The organism is Bradyrhizobium sp. CCBAU 51745 (genome assembly GCF_028128715.1).
In the GTDB taxonomy this organism is placed as follows: domain Bacteria; phylum Pseudomonadota; class Alphaproteobacteria; order Rhizobiales; family Xanthobacteraceae; genus Bradyrhizobium; species Bradyrhizobium manausense.
Genome location: NZ_LBJP01000088.1, coordinates 167,272 through 185,591 on the forward strand (window position 1 = coordinate 167,272; position 18,320 = coordinate 185,591).

The following is an 18,320-nucleotide window of genomic DNA, read 5'->3' on the forward strand; positions in this document are numbered from 1 at the left end:
GTGCTCGCGCCTCAGGATGACGGGGAGAGAACAGGGCGTAATTCATGGACCTGATCGCCAACCACATCTCGCACCACTTCGGCGATCTCGCCGTGCTCGACGATGTCTCCTTCACGGTGAGCGCCGGCGAGGTGGTGGCGATCGTGGGTCCGTCCGGTTGCGGCAAGAGCACGCTGCTGTCGATTCTTGGTGGGCTGTTGCTGTCGACTTCGGGCTCGCCCGAGTTGCGCGGCGCACCGCCGGCGGACAGTCTCAATCCGCTCACCTTCGTGTTCCAGGACTTTGCTCTGCTGCCCTGGGCCACGGTGGAGGAGAACGTCGAATTCCCGTTGCTGCACACCCAGCTTTCGGCCACGCAGCGGCGCGCGCTGGTCGAGGACGCCTTGCGTCGCACGGGGCTGACCGATTTTCGCAAAACCTATCCAAAGCAGCTGTCCGGCGGCATGCGCCAGCGCGTCGGCATTTCGCGCGCGCTCGCAGTCAAGCCCGCGATTCTGTTGATGGACGAGCCGCTGTCGGCGCTGGACTCGCAGACGCGCGAGCTCTTGATGGAAGATTTCGTCCGCCTGCTCGCCGATGGCGGCATGGGTGCGGTCTATGTCACGCATAATCTCGAAGAGGCCGCGCGCCTTGCCGATCGCATTGTGGTGCTATCGCGGCGGCCCGGCCGTATTCGCGAGGTCGTGGCGGTGCCGATGACACGCACTGAGCGCGGCGACATCGCTGCACGTGAACAGCTGCTCGCGCTACAGAACCAGATCTGGTCGCTGATCCGCAACGAGGCGATCGATGCCGAACGCGAGGTCCAGCATGCTTGATCGCGCGACCGAGACGTCGGCCAACGAAACCACGCGGCGCGTGCGCTTCCGCGGCGCGGGCTTCGTGCCTGCGTCGAGCCGGTTCGGCGGCTGGATCGCGCTCGCCCTCGTGATCGCGATCTGGCAAGCGGCTGGCAGTGCCAGGCTCGTCAATCCGTTGTTCCTGCCGGCGCCCTCGGCGATCGTGCGCGCGATCTATGAGCTCGCGGTGTCGGGCGCGCTCTGGCAGCATCTCTCGGCCTCGCTGCTGCGCATCGGCGTCGGCTGGCTGCTCGGTACCGCGGCTGGCGTCGTGGTCGGCTTTGCCATCGGCCTGTCGCGCCTCGCGCGCAGCGTCGGCATCACCTTCATCTCGGCGCTGTTCCCGATTCCCAAGATCGCGCTGCTGCCGCTGTTGATCCTCTGGCTCGGCATCGGCGAAGAGCCGAAGATCGCGACCATTGCGCTCGGGGTGTTCTTCTCGACCGCGATCTCGGTCTATAGCGGTGTCGATGCCGTGCCGCGCAATCTCATTCGCATGGCGCAGAGCTTCAACGTGCCCTTTGCCACCATCGTGCGCAAGGTGGTGTGGCCCGGCGCGCTGCCCGCGATCCTCGCCGGCTTCCGCATCACGGCGTCGGTGGCGCTGCTGCTCGTCGTCAGCGCCGAGATGATCGGCGCCCAATTCGGCATCGGCGCCTTCGTGCTCCAGGCCGGTAATCTGATGCAGACGGATCAACTGCTCGCGGGCGTGGTGATCCTGTCGGTGTTTGGCCTCGCAGTCGGCAAGCTGATCGGCTGGCTGGAAGTGCGGCTGTTGCACTGGCGGTAGCCAAAATCACCGCTGCCGTAGGGTGGGCAAAGCGCAAGCGTGCCCACCATTCCTTCATGAGTCGCGAAGACGTGGGCACGGCGCAAGTGCGCCTTTGCCCACCCTGCGGGACCGTCACGCCTCACGCATTCCCGCGATCCTCGCGAAACAGATCCAGTTTCTGCTGCACCGGCCGGTCCGAGAAGCTGAACAGCACCGCGTCCTCATCCGCCTCGTGCGTCACCCATTGCCAACTCGGCACCACGAACAGATCGCGCGGGCCCCATTCGAACACGGCATCGCCGATGCGGCTGCGACCCCTGCCCTCGATCGGACAGAACACCGTCGCATCCGTCGCGCGGTAGCGCGCAGTCTTGAAACCCCTCGGCAGCAGCTGGATGAAGGTCCCGATGGTCGGCATCGCGAAATCGCCGGTCTCGGGGTTGCTGAATTTCAGCTTCAGCCCGTGACAGGCATCCCACTCCTGGCTGGTCCGCGCTTTCTCCAGCGCTTCGCGGGTGTAGGCATAGGGATAACTGAAGATCGGCGAAGTCTTCGAGGACCGCTTCATGTCGACCGGCAAGAGATTGTGGCCATAGCGGGCGAAGCTGTCGCCTGCCGGCTTGGTGATCTTCTGCTGGTCTTGCTTGGCGCCTTCCGCAAAGGAACAGTCGAAGAACTGCACCAGCGGAATGTCGAGGCCGTCGAGCCAGAACATCGGATCACTGGTCTCGTTGGAATGATCGTGCCAGGTCATCGACGGCGTGATGATGAAGTCGCCGGGCTCCATCGCGGTGCGCTCGCCGTCGACGGCGGTGTGAGCGCCCTTGCCTTCGAGCACGAAGCGCAGCGCCGATTGGCTGTGCCGATGTGCGGGCGCGACGTCGCCGGGCACCACCATCTGCACGCCGGCATAGAGCGAAGTCGTGATCTTGGACTGGCCGCGCAGGCCCGGGTTCTCCAGCACCAGCACGCGCCGCTCGGCTTCCTTGGCCGTGATCAGCCGGCCTGCCTCCGTCATGTAGTCGCGGATCACGTCGAACTTCCATAAGTGAGGCCGGCAGGCGCTCTTCGGCTCCGGCGTGATCAGATCGCTCATCACCGTCCACAGCGCGGTGAGATTCTCGCCGTCGATCTTCCTGTAGAACGCCTCGCGTTCCGGCGTCTTGGTCACGGCTTCCATGATGAGCCTCCCGTTCGTCTTGTTGATTGACAGTATACTTACAATCTAGGTAGCGTCAACTTGACGAACGACACACGAGGTCGTTGTCATTCCGGGGCGCGCCGCAAGGCGCGAGCCCCGGAACGACAGAGAGGGAGGGCTTCCGATGAAGCTGCACGGCTATTTCCGCTCCAGCGCCGCCTATCGCGTCAGGATCGCGTTGAATCTCAAGGGTCTCGGCGCCGAGCATCTGCCGCATCACTTACGCAAGGGCGAGCAACGCGCGCCCGCCTATCTCGCCATCAATCCGCAAGGCCTGGTGCCGGCTCTGGAAAGCGACACGGGAGCGGTACTGACCCAATCCGTCGCGATCATCGAGTGGCTCGATGAGACACACCCGAATCCGCCGCTCCTGCCAAGGGACCCCTTGCAGCGGGCCAAGGTGCGGGCCTTCGCGCTGGCGATCGCCTGCGACACCCATCCGGTGCAAAATTTGAAGGTGCTGGCGCGGCTGCGCGAACTTGGTTTGTCCGAGCAGAAAGTGCAGGACTGGGCCGCCTGGGTCAATCGCGAGGGGCTGTCGGCCTGCGAGGCCCTGATCAAAGAAGAGCCGGGGCCATTTTGTTTTGGCGCTGCGGCGACGCTCGCTGATCTCTGCCTGGTGCCGCAGCTCGCCAATGCGCGCCGCTTCGGCGTCGATGTCGCGGCCTATCCGCGCCTGCTCATGGCCGAGGCCGCCGCCAAGGCGCTGCCGGCCTTCGCCAACGCAGCACCGGAGAAGCAGCCCGATGCCGAGTAAGCCGCTGCCTCCGATCACGATGGACGCGGTCTATGCTGCGCCGGGCTATCTGTTCCGGCGCATGCAGCAGATCGCGGTCTCGATCTTCATGGAGGAGTGCAAGGCGTTCGATCTCACGCCGGTGCAATATGCGGCGCTGATCGCGATCCACACCCATCCCGGCATCGACGCGACGCGGCTGTCGGCGGTGATCGCCTTTGACCGCTCCACGCTCGGCAGCGTCATCGAACGTCTTCAGGCCAAGAATTTTATCGAGCGCAAGCCGGCAGCCGAGGACAAGCGCATCAAGCTGCTCTATCTGACCAAGCCGGGCGTCGCGATCCTGCGCGAGATCATCCCCGCAGTCGAACGCGCCCAGGCGCGCATGCTGGAGCCGCTCAAGCCGACGGAGCGCAAAGCGCTGATGGGGCTGATGTCGCAGCTCGTCGAGCTCAACAACGAAGCCTCGCGCGTGCCGCTGCGGGCCGAGGACGCGCTGGAGCATTTGGGCAAGGTGGGTTGAGGGGGAGACGATACCGTCGCCTCATCCCCAGATCTTGTAGGGTGGGCAAAGGCGCCCTTGCGCCGCGCCCACCACGTCTCTCCAACAGATCGGAAGTCGTGGGCACGCTTCGGTTTGCCCACCCTACGATTGCTCGCGCCTCATGCCGTCGCCTCGCCCGCTGCGTCTCCGCCGTTCTTCTCGGCCTCGTAGCGTGCCATGAAGGCCGGCGACATCGCGCGCAGCCGGGAATCGTCGATGCGGCCGGAGCGGGTGATGTAGCTATAGGCGAAGTCCATGAGGCCAAGCTGCATGTGCTGGGCGAAATGCTCGTACCAGAACGCGCTGGTGCGTGCGGCATTGACCAGCTTTTGCACCACCGGCTTGCGCGCGGCCTGGTAGCGATGCAGCGCGGTCGACAGATGGGCATCCGATTCCAGCGCCTTGACCAGCGCGATCGCGTCCTCGATCGCAAGCCTCGTGCCTGAGCCGATCGAGAAGTGCGCCGAGTGCAGCGCGTCCCCAAGCAGCACCATGTTCTTGAATGACCAGTGCTCGTTCCAGACCCAGGGGAAATTGCGCCAGACCGATTTGTTGGAGACCAGGCAGTGGCCGCCGAGCGTGTCGGCGAACACCTCCTCGCACACGCCCTTGGATTGCTCGGCGTCCTTGTAGGCGAAGCCATAGGCCTGCCAGGTGGCGTGGTCGCATTCGACCAGGAAGGTGCTCATGGTCGGTGAATAGCGATAGTGATGGGCGTTGAAGGCGCCGCGGTCGGTCTTCACGAAGGTCTGCGACAGCGTGTCGAAGCGCTTCGAGGTGCCGTACCAGACGAATTTGTTGGAGGAGTAGGACAGCGACGTGCCGAAATCGCCCTCATAGGCGCGGCGCACCAGCGAGTTGAGGCCATCGGCGGCGACGATCAAATCGTGGCCGTTGAGCTGGTCGATCGTCTGGATCTGGGTGTCGAAGCGCGAGGTGACGCCGACGTCGAGCGCGCGTTGCTGCAGGAATTGAAGGAGCTCCAGCCGCCCGATCGAGGAGAAGCCGACGCCGTCGATGGCAACGCTGTCGCCGCTGAGATTGAGCGTGATGTTCTCCCAGCTCTCCATATGCGGCGCGATCGCATCGACCGTCTCGGGGTCGTCGGCGCGCAGGAATTCAAGCGCCTGGTCGGAGAACACGACGCCAAAGCCCCAGGTCGCGTCGGCCGGGTTCTGTTCGAACAGGTCGACTTGATCCTCGGGATGACGCTTCTTCCAGAGATAGGCGAAGTAGAGCCCGCCGGGTCCCCCGCCAATCACGGCGATCCGCAAATCCTGCCTCCCTAATTGGCAGTATGCTTACTGTCTCAGGGTAGACTAATGGGCTGCGGTGTCCCACGCCAGCGGAACTCAAGGCGAAGTGCGCCGCAGCACGGCCGCAGCCACCCGCCTCGCGCGTGCCCAAAGCCGTCAGTTGCGAATCATAGCCAAACCGCGCCGGATTGACCACCCGGGCGTCAGACGCAGCGCTTCACGTAGACCCCGTTCACCAGCACCCTGGTACAGCGAACCACTGGCACCGGGTGACGAACCACGACGGCGCCGTTCGGGCCGGCGCAACCGGCGCGGTAGACGCCGCGCGCGCACACCACCGCGTTGGCATCGGAGGATTCGAAGGTCATGGTCGCCGCGAAGGCGAACAATGCAGACGCAATCAGCAGAAATGCACGCATGTGGTTTCTTCCGGTCTTGTCGTGATTGATATCTGATATCGGCAACGGATCGGTCGCAAGGAGCGCGCGAAAATTCACGCGCGCCGCCCGATATCGATGACGATGCGCGCTGCGTGCCGCTCACCGCGCAGCGAATGGTGCGAGCACGTCCTTGCAGGCCGGCGACAGCGACGCCGCATTGCCGGCGATGCATTGCACGATGCGGCCGCCACCCGGCGCGACACCGGCACAGAGCGAGCGGATGTCCGCGCCGCAAGCGGAGCGCACGATGAACAGCTCTTCGCGCGGCAGCAGCGGGCGCAGAACGATCACCGCGGGCGCTGCTGCGGCTGCGGGCGCGGCGCCAGTTGCCGGCGCGGCAGCCGCTGCGCCGCCACCGGCCGGGGGGGGGGGGGGGGGGGGGGGGGGGGGCAAGCCGACGAAACCTTGGCCTTGTTCTTCTCGAGGCATTCCAGCGCGGGAGCGCCGCCGGGCGGCACGCTGGCGCAAACCTTGGGATAATCGGCGCGGCATGCGCTCTTGACCGCGGCGACCTGCGCGCTGGCCGGTTGTTTGGCCGCTTCTGCCTTCGGGGCAGTTTCGGCGGCCGGCTTCGCCGCGGGTTCGGCGGTGGGCGCCGCTTCGGTCTTTGCAGGCTCAGATTTGGCGGGCTCAGATTTGGCAGGTTCGGATTTTGCCGGCGCAGCTTCGGTCTTGGGTGCTGCCGCCGGCTCGACCGCGCGAACCGCGGTCTGGCATCCCGCTGACAGGCTCGACATGTGGCTCTGGAGGCATTGATACGCTTCGACGCCACCGGGCGTCACGCTCGCGCAATGCGCCATGAAATCCGAGCGGCATGCGGAGCGGATCGCGCTCTTCTGGGCCTCGGTCTGCGCGAACGCGCTTGTTGCAGTTGCGAAGAAAGCCGCGGCGAGCAACGCGTGACGCGTCGATGCATGTTTCAACGTGTTGAACATTTGGGTGATTTCCTGCCCTGTCGGTAACGCCGATGATTTTTTGAAATGCCGTACAAATGCAATCGTCGCGAGTGATGCCTCGCGAGCGGTATCTTGGCTGCTTTGGCCACTACCGCAAGTAGATAATGCCCGCGGAATTGCGACGTAACTACGTCGCTAGAGCTTGACCATGCGCTTGCCGCGGTTCTCGCCGGCCAGCAGTCCGATCAGAGCCTTCGGCGTGTTCTGCAATCCGTCGATGATGTCTTCCTGCACCTTCAGCCTGCCGGATTTCACCCAGGCCTGCAGATCAGCGAGGGCGCGCTGGCTCTCCTTCATGTAGTCCATCACGATGAAGCCCTGCATCACGAGCCGCTTCACCACGATCAGGCCGGGCACGCCGCGCGGGCCATGGGCCGACGGCGTGCCGTCATATTGCGAGATCGCGCCGCAGCAGGCGATGCGGCCGTAATTGTTCATTTGTGGCAGGCAGGCTTCCAGAATGTCGCCCCCGACATTGTCGAAATAAACGTCGATGCCTTTGGGAGCTGCTGCGCGCAGCGCCTTGAACACCGCACCGTCCTTGTAGTTGACGGCCGCATCGAAGCCGAGCTCGGAGGTCAGCCAGTGGCACTTGTCGGCGCCGCCGGCGATGCCGACCACGCGGCATCCCTTGATCTTGGCGATCTGTCCGACGATCGAGCCGACCGAGCCCGCGGCGGCCGAAACCACGACCGTCTCGCCCTCCTTGGGCTTGCCGACCTCGAGCAGGCCGAAATAGGCGGTGAGGCCGGCGATGCCGAACACGCTGAGCAGATGCGTCATCGGCTCGAGCTTCGGCATTTTCGTCAATTGCTTTGCCGGTACTGCTGCAAACTCCTGCCAGCCGGTATCGCCGAACACGATGTCGCCGGGCGCAAGCTCGGGCGCCTTCGAGCTGACCACCTCGGCAATGCCGCCGCCGGCCATCACGCTGTTGGGTTCGACCGCCGAACGGTAAGTCGCGCCGTGCATCCAGGCGCGGTTGGCGGCATCGAGCGAGATGTAGCGCACGCGCAACAGGGCTTCGCCGTCCTTCGGTTCCGGCAGTGTGCCATCGACCATCTTGAAGTGCTCGGGGCCGAGCTTTCCGCTCGGCTTCTCCACCAGAAGAATTTGGCGATTGATGCTCTCGGTCATGGCGGTCCCTCTCTGATTGTTTGATGTTTATTGAAGCACTTGCCGCAAACAAAACGTGCAAGCCGCATTCGTTGTGCGCTGCATGCAGGCTAGATCGCTACGTCCCGTTTCGCAACGGGAACATCCGGCAGGCGATCGCACGCAAAGCGTGTTGCGTCGCTGTCATATCTGCGACATCATGAAGCGGTCGGTGTCGTGGGGGTTCTTTCAATGTCGAACAGGTTTACGCAATACATCCTGGCCGCGATGGTGCTCGGCATCATCATGGGTTCGGCGATCTACAATTTCCTGCCCGACACGCGCGGCGACTGGGCCTCCTCCATCAACCTGATCGCCGTGATCTTCCTGCGCCTGATCAAGATGATCATCGCGCCGCTGGTGTTCGCGACCCTGGTCGGCGGCATCGCCCATATGGGGTCGGGCTCCAAGCTCGGGCGCATCTTCGCCAAGACCATGGGTTGGTTCATCAGCGCATCCTTCGTCTCGCTGCTGCTCGGCCTCGTGATGGTCAATCTGCTGCAGCCCGGCGCGAACTTCCCCGGTACGCTGCCCGCGGCGGGACAATCGACCGGCCTGCCGGTCTCGGCCTTCTCGATCGAGAAATTCCTGACCCATCTGATCCCGACCTCGATCGCGGACGCGATGGCGCAGAACGAGATCCTTCAGATCGTGATCTTCGCCGTATTCTTCTCGGTGGCGATGGGCGCATTGCCCGAGCGTTCCAAGCAACTCCTGTCGCTGATCGACGATGTCGGCCACATCATGCTGAAGGTGACCGGCTATGTGATGCTGTTTGCGCCGTTCGCGGTCTGGGCCGCCATCACTGCGACGGTCGCCAAGAACGGCCTGCTGGTGCTCTGGAAGCTCATCGTGTTCATGGGCGGCTTCTATCTGTCGCTGTTCATCCTCTGGGGCATCCTGGTGGTCGTCGGCTTCGTCGTGATCGGGCCGCGCTATAGCCATCTCCTGAAGCTGATCCGCGAGCCGCTGATGATCGCGTTCTCCACCGCGAGCTCGGAGGCGGCCTACCCGAAGACGCTCGAAGGCCTCAACCGCTTCGGCGCCTCCTCGCGCATCTCGAGCTTCGTGCTGCCGCTCGGCTATTCGTTCAATCTCGACGGCACGATGATGTATTGCACTTTCGCCAGCGTCTTCATCGCGCAGACCTACCACATCGACATGTCGCTCGGCACGCAGCTCGCGATGCTGGCGACCTTGATGATCACCTCCAAGGGCGTCGCCGGCGTGCCGCGCGCCTCCCTCGTGGTGATCGCCTCGACGCTGTCGCAGTTCGGCATTCCCGAGGCGGGGCTGTTGATGATCATGGGTATCGACACCTTCCTCGACATGGGCCGCAGCGCCACCAACGTGATCGGCAACACGCTGGCGACCTCGGTGGTGGCGAAGTGGGAAGGCGAGCTCGGGCCCGAGCATGCGATGGGGCCGGGCGATGCCGTACCTGAAGACATGGTGCCGGGTGAAGTGCCTGCGATGGCCGGTCATTGACGGGAGTGCGTCATGCGCCCTTTGACGGCGATTTCGAGCGGCCTGTTGCTGGCAGCGTGTCTGCTGGCGTCTGGTGCCTCCGCCCAGACCGGCGGCAGCGAAGGGCTTAGCCCGACGCTGTCGGCCATCAAGAAAGCGCACGCCGTGCGGCTCGGCTATCGCGAGAGCTCGCCGCCGTTCTCGTTCCTCGACCCGTCGGGCCGGCCGATCGGTTACAGCCTTGAGCTCTGCGAGGCCATCGTCGAGGAGATCGGCGTCGAGGTCGACGACCCCAATCTCAGAATCGACTACGTCAAGGTCACCTCGGACGATCGCATCGACGCGGTGCTCCAGAACAAGATCGATCTGGAATGCGGCTCGACCACCGCGAATTCCGAGCGCGCCAAGCGCGTCGCGTTTTCGCCGCTGATGTTCGTTGCCGGCACCAAGCTGATGGTGCCGAAGGCCTCCAGCGTCCAGCAGCTGGCGGACCTGAAGGGCAGGACCGTCGTGGTGACGAAGGGCACCACCAACGAGCAGGCGGTCCAGGCGGCCGACAAGAAGCTGTCGCTGGGCCTGAACATTGTTGTCGGCGCCGACCACGAGCAGTCGTACCAGATGCTGGTCGAGGGCAAGGCTGACGCGTTTGCGACCGACGACATCCTGCTCTCGGGGCTGATCGTTCGCCACAAGTCGCAGGACAAGTTCCGCGTAACCGGCGATTATCTGTCCTACGATCCCTATGGCATCATGTTCCGCAAGGGCGAGCCGCAGCTCTCCGCCGTGGTCGAGCGCACCTTCCGCAAGCTCGGCTCCAACCACGATCTCGTGCCGCTCTACAACAAATGGTTCATCGCACGCATGCCGACCGGCGAGAAAATGAACGTGCCGATCTCGCTGCAGCTGGAAGAAGCGTTCAAGGCGATGGACGATTCCGCTAGCGCGAATAATTAGCTCGCGATTCCGTCATCCCCGCGCAATGGCTTAGCCATTGCGCGGGGGTGACGGTGATGGATTGGTGCTCGGGGAAGCATCCCCAAACACCCGATCCAGCGCCGCGCCATACGTCGCCTGCACCAGCTCCGGATGCAGCTTGCTCAGCGCTTCCATCATCACGCCGGAATTGATCTCCAGCACCTTCCACGCGCCATCGACGCGCACCACGTCGATTGACGCAAAGCGGATGCCGATGGCGCGCGCAGCGTCGACCGCGAGCTTCACGCAAGCCGTGCGCACCGCGCCGTCCGCCAGCAACACCGGCTTGGCGCCGGCATCCAGATTGTGCCGCCAATCCGAGCCACGCTGCTTGCTGTAGACGATGCGGGGCACATCATCGAGCAGGATCACACGGACCTCGTCCTCGATTGCGACATAAGGCGAGATCACGAGCCCGGTGCTCATCGAAAAGACCTCGTTCGTCGCGTGGTCGAGCTCCGCCGCCGTCGTCACCTTGAACACCGAGCGCCCCGACGTGCCCTCGTTCGGCTTCACCACCACGCCCTGCGGATGGTCGTGAAGCAGCTCGAGCATGGCCTCGCGCCAGCCGAGGCCGACAACCTTCTCGCCCAGCTTCGGGTTGAGGAAGAGGTGATGGGAAATGCAGGGCACGCCTTGCAGCGACAGCGCCTCCGCGGCGGCGGATTTGTCGTTGGCGAGCCGATGCGCGATCGCACTGTTGAGGCCGATGTCGTAGCCGAAGGCGAAGCGGCGCTGGTCGTCCCGGCGCATCGCGATCAGCCAGCCTCCGGCGCGGACATCGACCTCGATGTCGTGCGCCGCGCAGTAGCGCCTGATGGCCTGGACGAAGGTCCGTTCACTGCTTGCCATGTATTTCGATCGTTCCGGGCGCCAAAAGCCGCAAAAATGCGGGAAATGGCGCCAAAGTGGGGTGAAAGTCAGAGCTATTCTTAATGAAATTCTCGCGAGCGCGATGGAAATTAAGTGCTGCTTTCAGGTCCGAAAGGGAAAAGAAATTGCCCTTTGCGCGCGCCGGACAGCAGATCCGTTCATGGTGTGATCATTTCCGCCGCAAATGCCTGATTGACCGGCATCAATTGCATCCGGAACGAGGTTGATTATTGGTCTCAATGGCGTAGATCACACACGCGAAATCCTCCGCCATGGCAAATGGTGTCCGCCCGTTTTCAGGGCCGGGCAACGCTTTTGCCCGAAAACCGCAAGACATTCGGAATATCGAAAATCATGAGCGCGTTTTACCGAGAGAAGGTTCTTTCCGTCCAGCACTGGACCGACACACTGTTCAGCTTCCGCGCCACGCGCGACACCGGCTTCCGCTTCCAGAACGGCCAGTTCGCCATGATCGGGCTCGAGGTCGACGGCCGCCCGCTGCTGCGCGCCTACAGCATGGCCAGCGCCAATCACGAGGAAGAGCTCGAGTTCTTCTCGATCAAGGTGCAGGACGGCCCGCTCACCTCGCGCCTGCAGAAGATCAAGGAAGGCGACACCATCCTGGTCGGCCGCAAGGCGACCGGCACGCTGATCACCGACAACCTCATCCCCGGCAAGCGGCTGATGCTGCTCTCGACCGGCACCGGCCTTGCGCCCTTCGCCAGCCTGATCAAGGACCCCGAGGTCTATGAGCAGTTCGAGAGCATCGTGCTCGTGCACGGCTGCCGCCAAGTCTCCGAGCTCGCCTATGGCGAGAAGCTGGTCGCGAATTTGCGCGAGGACGAGCTGTTCGGCGAGCTGCTCGCCGACAAGCTGATCTATTATCCGACCGTGACCCGCGAGCCGTTCCGCAATCGTGGCCGCATCACCGACCTCATCAACTCCGAGCAGATCTTCAACGATATCGGGCAGTCGCCCCTCAACATCGAGACCGACCGCATCATGATGTGCGGCAGCCCGGCGATGCTGGAAGAGCTGAAGGCGATGTTCGAGAGCCGTGACTTCGTCGAAGGAAGCGGCAACAAGCCCGGCCATTTCGTGATCGAGAAGGCGTTCGTCGAGCGCTGATTGGCGCTCGCTCTCGGTATCGTGCTGGCGAAAGCCAGGATCCATCGCCACCGAGTCGAATTGGGCGAAGGCTGGTCGTTGTCGGTCTTCGCGCAGCCCCGTTGAGGGGGAATGGGTCCTGGCTTTCGCCAGGACGGCGGCGATGGCTACAGCCTCCTGGCCGGCCAGCTGCTCCTTCCATCCCCGCCTCTGCTGCAGTGCAATAGGCTCACCTCTCGGTGGATTGATTTTTCTCGGGCGAATTCGCTAGCCTGAAACAAGCGCTGCGTCATATCCGTATGACAGGCGCGGGCGTATCGTTCCGCCTGATGCTGGCGAGAGGGTGGGAATCGTGGCCGACAACAACAAGACGCAGGAACCGCCCAAACGTTTGCCGTTGGCGGAAGAGGGGATCATGGAGACCCTTCTGCTGCCATTCTCGCCGCGCTTCATTGTCCTGACGATCTGCGCCGTCATCACCGCACTCCTGATCGGCATCGCTATCGCCGACCGCAGGATCTTCGACATCCTGCTGGTCCCGATCTGCATCTTCGGCGCGCTGACGCTGCTCGGCGTCCGCGACCTGATGCAGAAGAGCCACGCGGTGCTGCGCAACTACCCGATCTCCGCGCATATCCGTTTCCTCCTGGAGGAAATCCGCCCGGAGATGCGGCAGTACTTCTTCGAGAGCGAGAAGGACGGCATGCCGTTCTCGCGCGACACCCGCGCGGTGGTCTATCAGCGCGCCAAGATGCAACTCGACAAGCGTCCGTTCGGCACCCAGGAGGATGTCTATCGCGAAGGCTATGAGTGGATGCATCACTCGGTTGCGCCGAAGGCGCATGCCGAGGAGAAGTTTCGCGTCACCATCGGCGGGCCGGACTGCGCAAGGCCCTATTCGGCCTCGGTGTTCAACATCTCGGCGATGAGCTTTGGCGCGCTCAGCCCCAATGCCGTGCGCGCACTCAATGCCGGCGCCAGGAAGGGCGCTTTCGCCCATGACACCGGCGAGGGCGGCTTCAGCCCCTATCACGCGGAGATGGGCGGTGACGTCATCTGGGAGATCGGCTCCGGCTATTTCGGCTGCCGCCATCGCGACGGCAGCTTCGATCCGGAGGCGTTCGCGCGGGTTGCGAGCCGGGACCAGATCAAGATGGTCGAGCTCAAGATCAGCCAGGGCGCCAAGCCCGGCCATGGCGGCGTGCTGCCGGCGGCAAAGGTCTCGGAAGAAATTTCCAAGATCCGCGGCGTCGCGATGGGCGAGGATTGCATTTCGCCGGCCTCGCATCGCGCCTTCTCGACTCCCACCGGCATGATGCAGTTCGTCGCCGAGATGCGACGGCTTTCAGGCGGCAAGCCGGCCGGCTTCAAGCTCTGCATCGGCCACCCCTGGGAATTCCTGGCAATATGCAAGGCGATGCTGGAGACCGGCATCTATCCCGATTTCATCGTGGTCGACGGCAATGAAGGCGGCACCGGTGCGGCGCCGCTGGAATTCATGGACCATTTGGGCATGCCGATGCGCGAGGGCGTCAATTTCGTCCACAACGCGCTGATCGGCATCAACGCGCGCGACCGCATCAAGATCGGCGCATCGGGCAAGATCGCGACCGCCTTCGACATGGCCCGCGCGATGGCGATCGGCGCCGACTGGTGCAATTCGGCGCGCGGCTTCATGTTCTCGCTCGGCTGCATCCAGTCGCTGAGCTGCCACACCGACCGCTGTCCGACCGGTGTCGCGACCCAGGATCCGACCCGGGCACGCGCGCTCTACGTGCCGCTCAAGATCGACCGCGTGGCCAACTATCACCACGCCACGCTGCACTCGCTGACCGAGCTGATCGCTGCCGCCGGCCTCGAACATCCGCAGGAGCTGCGCCCGATCCACTTCAGTCAGAGGACGTCGACGACCAAGGTGCAATCCTTTGCCCAGCTCTATCCGGCGCTGCGGCCGGGCGAGTTGCTCGAAGGCACCGAGGATCCGCGGTTTCGTGATGCCTGGCGGCTGGCCCAGGCGGCGTCGTTCCAGCCACTGCCGTGAGGGTTTCCGTGCCATACCAGGGGTCGCGGTGGCCTAAATTTGCTGGCATCGGGGTTGCGTTTTAACTCTTGTGTCAGCTTAGGGTGTAAAATGTTCCGATGGACGAAGAACGACGCAACAAGGCCAGGCACCGCGTATTGAAGGCCGGAACCATTGAGTTCGGCGGCGGCGCGATCGACTGCACCGTCCGCAATTTCTCCGACACCGGCGCAGCCCTCGACGTCACCAGCCCGGTCGGGATTCCCGAGCGCTTCACCCTGAACATCAAGGCCGAGGGCCTGCATTTGCCCTGCACGGTGGTGTGGCGCAAGGAGAAGCGGATCGGGGTGCGGTTCGGGTGAGGCTTTGCGCTTGCTGCGCGCGGCAAATTACCCCGTCTCCACCTCACCCCGCCGGCTCGCCAGAATCTTGTCGATCCGTCGGCCGTCGAGATCGACCACCTCGATGTGCCAGCCGGCGAAGTCGAAGGCGTCGCCGACATGGGGCAGCACGGTGAATTGCTGCAGCACGAGGCCGGCTACCGTGTTGTAGCGGTGATGCGGCGGCAGCTCGACGCTCAAGAGCTCGCCGAACTCGTCGACCGGCATCCAGCCCGAGACCAGGAGCGAGCCGTCCGCGCGCCTGACATAGGCCGGCTCCGGTGGGCCTTCCTCGGAATGGAAGGCGCCGACGATCGATTCCAGAATATCAGCCGCCGTCACCACGCCTTCGAAGGCGCCGTATTCGTCATGGACGAGACCGAGATGCACGGGCGCGGCCTTCAGAATCGCGAGCACGTCGCGCGCGTCCGCGGATGCCGGAATGATCGGCGTCTCGCGCACCAGCGCGCGCAGATCGGGCGTGCGCTCGCGCATATAGGCGACCAGCAGATCCTTGGCCTGGAGCACGCCGATCGGCTTGTCGCGATCGCCGTCGCAGACCGGAAAACGCGAATGCGGGCTCCTGGTGATCAGCGCCTGGATCGCCGCCTGATCGTCGTTCAGGTCGATCTCGTCGACCTCCGTGCGCGGCGTCATCACGGCGCCGACCGGGCGGTCGCCGAGCCGCATCACGCCCGCGATCATTTCCTTCTCGCCGGGCTCGAGCACCCCGGCGCTTTCGGCCTCGTTGACGAGATGATGGATCTCGTCCTCCGACACTTTCTCTTCCGCCTTGCCGCCACGACCGAGCAGGGTGAGGATCAGCTTGCCGGAGAGGTCGAGCAGAAACACCAGCGGCAGCGAGACCCGCGCCAGCACGTGCATCGCGGGCGCAACCTTCACTGCGATGCTCTCGGGGTCGCGCAGCGCCACCTGCTTCGGCACCAGCTCGCCGACGATCAGCGTCGCGTAGGTGATGATGGTGACGACGATGCCGACACCGACAATGTCGGCAATGCCCGAGGACACGCCGAGTTCGACCAGCCATTGCGTCAGCCGCTGCCCGAGCGTCGCGCCGGAGAAGGCGCCGGAGAGCACGCCAACCAGCGTGATGCCGATCTGCACGGTCGACAGGAACTTGCCGGGATCGGCGGCCAATGTCAGCGCGCGCTCGGCACCGCGCACGCCTTTGGCGGCCAGCACCGACAGCCGCGCCGGGCGCGATGAGACCACAGCCAGCTCCGACATGGAGAGCAGGCCATTGATGACGATCAGGACGACGACGATGATGAGTTCGACGGAGAGCATTGACCTTCCAAGGTAAGGGAGTGTGGCGGCTCGACCGCGCTGATATAGGTATTCTGGGGGGAAAATGCCGGCATTCTGTCGCATCATGCGCCGCCGTTCGCGTGCCCCCGTCCATCTGACACTCCGCGGAACTACGGAACCGTGCTTAACGGGCTCTTAGCCGCCGCCCGTTAGATTTTCTGACAATTTGCAGAAATCTGTTCGAGGACCTGAGGATGCGGATAGGGAAGCTTTTCGCGCTGTCGATGCTGACGGTGACGGTTTTTGCGGTCATCCTTGGCGCCGAGGTGCTGATACCCCAGGCCCGCATCTTCACCGACCGATCCGACGCGATCAAGCGAGTCGACGCGTTCGGCACGATCCTCATGGTCAGCCAACACGTCGCCGGCCTTCGTGCCCCCTACATCTCTCCCATCTTTCAGGAGGGAGCTGCGACGCAGGCTCAGACCGACGCCACGACCAAGGCTGCGAAAGCGGCCGAAGCCTCCTTCGAGAGCGCAAGGCGCGCCCTTCTGATGCTGGATGACGGCGCTCCGATGGCCGAAAACCTCGACCGCACAGCGCGGCGGCTGAAGGACATCACCACCGCTGCAGACCGCGCGATGAGCGTTCCTCTCGCTGCGCGCGACAGCGCTGCGATCAAGGGCTTCCTTCCCGCCGTTGCCGAGGTCATCGCCGGCATCGAACCGATCATGAACCGGCTGGAGGGAAGGGTCGTGGATGCCGATTCCTCGCTGGCGGCGCTGTTGAGCCTGGCGCGGACGGCGCAGGATCTTCGCGTCTCGGCCGGCAATCGCGCCGCGACGTTGGCCCCGGCGTTGACCGCACATCGACCGCTGGTGACGGCTGAGTTCTCTCTGATGGATCGCATGCAGGGGCGTGTCGAGGCCGATCGCGAGCGGATCGCGGCCGGCATCGACCAGCTCGGCAATCCGCCGCGCATCGCCGCCGCGTTCAAGGCGGCGAGCGAGTCCTATTTTGGAAGAGCTGCGCCGGTAGTTGAAAAGGAGATGCCCGCTGCGCGCGCCGACGGCAACTACGGCATCACCAACGATGAGTTTGCCAACGTGATCGTGCCTGCCATCCAGATGTTCTTCGGAGTGCGCGACGCCGCCCTGGCGGAAGCGGCCGAGCGCGCCTCGGCTGCCCGCAGCGGTGCGCTGGCGATGCTCGCGCTCGCGGCCGTTGCCGTGCTCGCGTTGCTCGGCACGCTGGCCGGTGTGACCATGATGCTGCGTCGCCGCGTTGTGACGCCGCTGGCGAAGCTGGCGGGCGTGATCGGCACGCTCGCCGCCGGACAACACGAGGTCGAGATTCCGGCCACCGGCCGCGACGACGAGATTGGTCAGGTCGCCGGCTCGTTGCGGCATTTCAAGGATTCGCTGCTCGCTCAAAAATCTGCAGATGCGGCCGCTGCGGTCGAGGCCGAGGCGAAGCTCAAGCGCAGCCAGCGCATGGACCAGATCGCGCGCGATTTCGAGGCCATGATCGGCGACGTCATCAACACGGTCGCGTCGGCCTCCTCGGAGCTGGAGATTTCAGCGGGAACGCTGACGAGCGCCGCCGATCAATCGGAAAAGGTCACCGCCACCGTCGCGGCGGCCTCCGAGCAGGCCTCCACCAACGTGCAGACCGTTGCGGCAGCGGCGGAGGAGATGGCCTCGTCGGTCGACGAGATCGGCCGGCAGGTTCAGGACTCCGCGCGCGTCGCCGGGGAAGCCGTGCAGCAGGCCGAGCGGACCAACGATCATGTCGGCGAGCTCGCCAAGGCGGCGGGGCGGATCGGTGACGTCGTCGAGCTGATCAGCCAGATCGCGGGCCAGACCAACCTTCTCGCCCTCAACGCCACCATCGAGGCGGCGCGGGCCGGGGAGGCCGGACGCGGCTTCGCGGTGGTCGCCTCCGAGGTCAAGGCGCTGGCCGAACAGACGGCCAAGGCCACCGGCGAAATCAGCCAGCAGATCTCAGGCATCCAGGCCGCGACCGAGGAGTCTGTCGGCGCCATCAAGGCGATCAGCGACACGATTACGAGGATGTCGGAGATCGCATCCGCGATCGCCTCGGCGGTCGAGGAGCAGGGCGCGGCGACACGCGAGATTTCCCGCAACGTGCAGCAGGCTGCGCGCGGCACCCAGCAGGTTTCCGCCAGCATCGTCGACGTGCAGCACGGCGCAAACCAGACCGGATCGGCATCCGCCAACGTCCTCGCGGCAGCCAGATCGCTGTCCGGCGAAAGCACCCGTCTCAAGAGCGAGGTCGGAAAGTTCCTGGACGCGATCCGAGCCGCGTAA

General features: G+C 64.4%; 16 protein-coding genes and 1 pseudogene. 10 read left to right on the plus strand and 7 right to left on the minus strand.

What is annotated here, in order from left to right; translation table 11 throughout:
• The first annotated feature begins 44 nt into the window (after positions 1 to 44).
• Positions 45 to 818 carry an ABC transporter ATP-binding protein gene (locus tag XH98_RS29875; protein ID WP_271620724.1) on the plus strand — a complete coding sequence of 258 codons (774 nt, stop codon included), beginning with the start codon at positions 45 to 47 and terminating at the stop codon, positions 816 to 818.
• A complete protein-coding gene (locus XH98_RS29880) occupies positions 811 to 1,629 on the plus strand; it encodes an ABC transporter permease (protein ID WP_271620725.1) in 819 nt (272 codons plus the stop codon). Before XH98_RS29875 ends, XH98_RS29880 begins: the two co-directional genes overlap by 8 nt.
• A gap of 121 nt (positions 1,630 to 1,750) precedes the next feature.
• On the opposite strand, the gene gtdA is transcribed toward XH98_RS29880, so the two are convergent.
• On the minus strand, positions 1,751 to 2,791 hold the full coding sequence (gtdA, locus tag XH98_RS29885) for a gentisate 1,2-dioxygenase (protein WP_271620726.1): 1,041 nt from the start codon (positions 2,789 to 2,791) through the stop codon (positions 1,751 to 1,753).
• Positions 2,792 to 2,936: 145 nt separating this feature from the next.
• Between gtdA and maiA the strand changes: the two genes are divergently transcribed.
• Both maiA and XH98_RS29895 read left to right on the plus strand, forming a co-directional pair.
• Positions 2,937 to 3,569, plus strand: a complete 633-nt coding sequence (gene maiA, locus XH98_RS29890) for a maleylacetoacetate isomerase (RefSeq protein ID WP_271620727.1) — start codon at positions 2,937 to 2,939, stop codon at positions 3,567 to 3,569.
• Positions 3,559 to 4,071: a MarR family winged helix-turn-helix transcriptional regulator gene (locus tag XH98_RS29895; RefSeq protein WP_271603444.1), complete on the plus strand. Its 513-nt coding sequence runs from the start codon at positions 3,559 to 3,561 to the stop codon at positions 4,069 to 4,071. The genes maiA and XH98_RS29895 overlap by 11 nt, the downstream gene beginning before the upstream one ends.
• Before the next feature lie 140 nt (positions 4,072 to 4,211).
• On the opposite strand, the gene XH98_RS29900 is transcribed toward XH98_RS29895, so the two are convergent.
• The 4 genes and pseudogenes from XH98_RS29900 to XH98_RS29915 all read right to left on the minus strand — a co-directional run bounded on the left by XH98_RS29900 (position 4,212) and on the right by XH98_RS29915 (position 7,881).
• Entirely contained in the window at positions 4,212 to 5,366 is a 1,155-nt protein-coding gene (locus XH98_RS29900) for an FAD-dependent monooxygenase (RefSeq protein ID WP_271620728.1), read from the minus strand.
• 185 nt (positions 5,367 to 5,551) lie between these two features.
• Positions 5,552 to 5,767 (minus strand): hypothetical protein, encoded by a 216-nt coding sequence (locus tag XH98_RS29905; RefSeq protein WP_057744385.1) that lies wholly within the window; start codon positions 5,765 to 5,767, stop codon positions 5,552 to 5,554.
• A 120-nt stretch (positions 5,768 to 5,887) separates the two neighbouring features.
• A pseudogene (locus tag XH98_RS29910) lies at positions 5,888 to 6,723 on the minus strand (hypothetical protein).
• 156 nt (positions 6,724 to 6,879) lie between these two features.
• A complete protein-coding gene (locus XH98_RS29915) occupies positions 6,880 to 7,881 on the minus strand; it encodes an NADP-dependent oxidoreductase (RefSeq protein ID WP_271620729.1) in 1,002 nt (333 codons plus the stop codon).
• 210 nt (positions 7,882 to 8,091) lie between these two features.
• On the opposite strand from XH98_RS29915, the gene XH98_RS29920 reads away from it, so the two are divergent.
• Positions 8,092 to 9,387: a dicarboxylate/amino acid:cation symporter gene (locus XH98_RS29920; protein WP_057744391.1), complete on the plus strand. Its 1,296-nt coding sequence runs from the start codon at positions 8,092 to 8,094 to the stop codon at positions 9,385 to 9,387.
• Positions 9,388 to 9,399: 12 nt separating this feature from the next.
• A complete protein-coding gene (locus XH98_RS29925; protein WP_271603449.1) occupies positions 9,400 to 10,320 on the plus strand; it encodes an amino acid ABC transporter substrate-binding protein in 921 nt (306 codons plus the stop codon).
• A gap of 30 nt (positions 10,321 to 10,350) precedes the next feature.
• Here XH98_RS29925 and XH98_RS29930 read toward each other — a convergent pair whose 3' ends face one another.
• The gene (locus tag XH98_RS29930) at positions 10,351 to 11,193 is read right to left on the minus strand and encodes an ATP-grasp domain-containing protein (protein ID WP_271620730.1); all 843 of its coding nucleotides are present in this window, start codon (positions 11,191 to 11,193) and stop codon (positions 10,351 to 10,353) included.
• A gap of 375 nt (positions 11,194 to 11,568) precedes the next feature.
• Between XH98_RS29930 and XH98_RS29935 the strand changes: the two genes are divergently transcribed.
• The 3 genes from XH98_RS29935 to XH98_RS29945 all read left to right on the plus strand — a co-directional run bounded on the left by XH98_RS29935 (position 11,569) and on the right by XH98_RS29945 (position 14,703).
• Entirely contained in the window at positions 11,569 to 12,342 is a 774-nt protein-coding gene (locus tag XH98_RS29935) for a ferredoxin--NADP reductase (RefSeq protein ID WP_057744545.1), read from the plus strand.
• 394 nt (positions 12,343 to 12,736) lie between these two features.
• Entirely contained in the window at positions 12,737 to 14,362 is a 1,626-nt protein-coding gene (locus XH98_RS29940; protein WP_271603451.1) for an FMN-binding glutamate synthase family protein, read from the plus strand.
• A 98-nt stretch (positions 14,363 to 14,460) separates the two neighbouring features.
• On the plus strand, positions 14,461 to 14,703 hold the full coding sequence (locus XH98_RS29945; RefSeq protein ID WP_271620731.1) for a PilZ domain-containing protein: 243 nt from the start codon (positions 14,461 to 14,463) through the stop codon (positions 14,701 to 14,703).
• A 27-nt stretch (positions 14,704 to 14,730) separates the two neighbouring features.
• Here XH98_RS29945 and XH98_RS29950 read toward each other — a convergent pair whose 3' ends face one another.
• Positions 14,731 to 16,029, minus strand: coding sequence for a hemolysin family protein (locus XH98_RS29950; RefSeq protein ID WP_271603453.1), 1,299 nt, complete (start codon positions 16,027 to 16,029; stop codon positions 14,731 to 14,733).
• A gap of 215 nt (positions 16,030 to 16,244) precedes the next feature.
• On the opposite strand from XH98_RS29950, the gene XH98_RS29955 reads away from it, so the two are divergent.
• Positions 16,245 to 18,320, plus strand: coding sequence for a methyl-accepting chemotaxis protein (locus XH98_RS29955; RefSeq protein WP_271620732.1), 2,076 nt, complete (start codon positions 16,245 to 16,247; stop codon positions 18,318 to 18,320).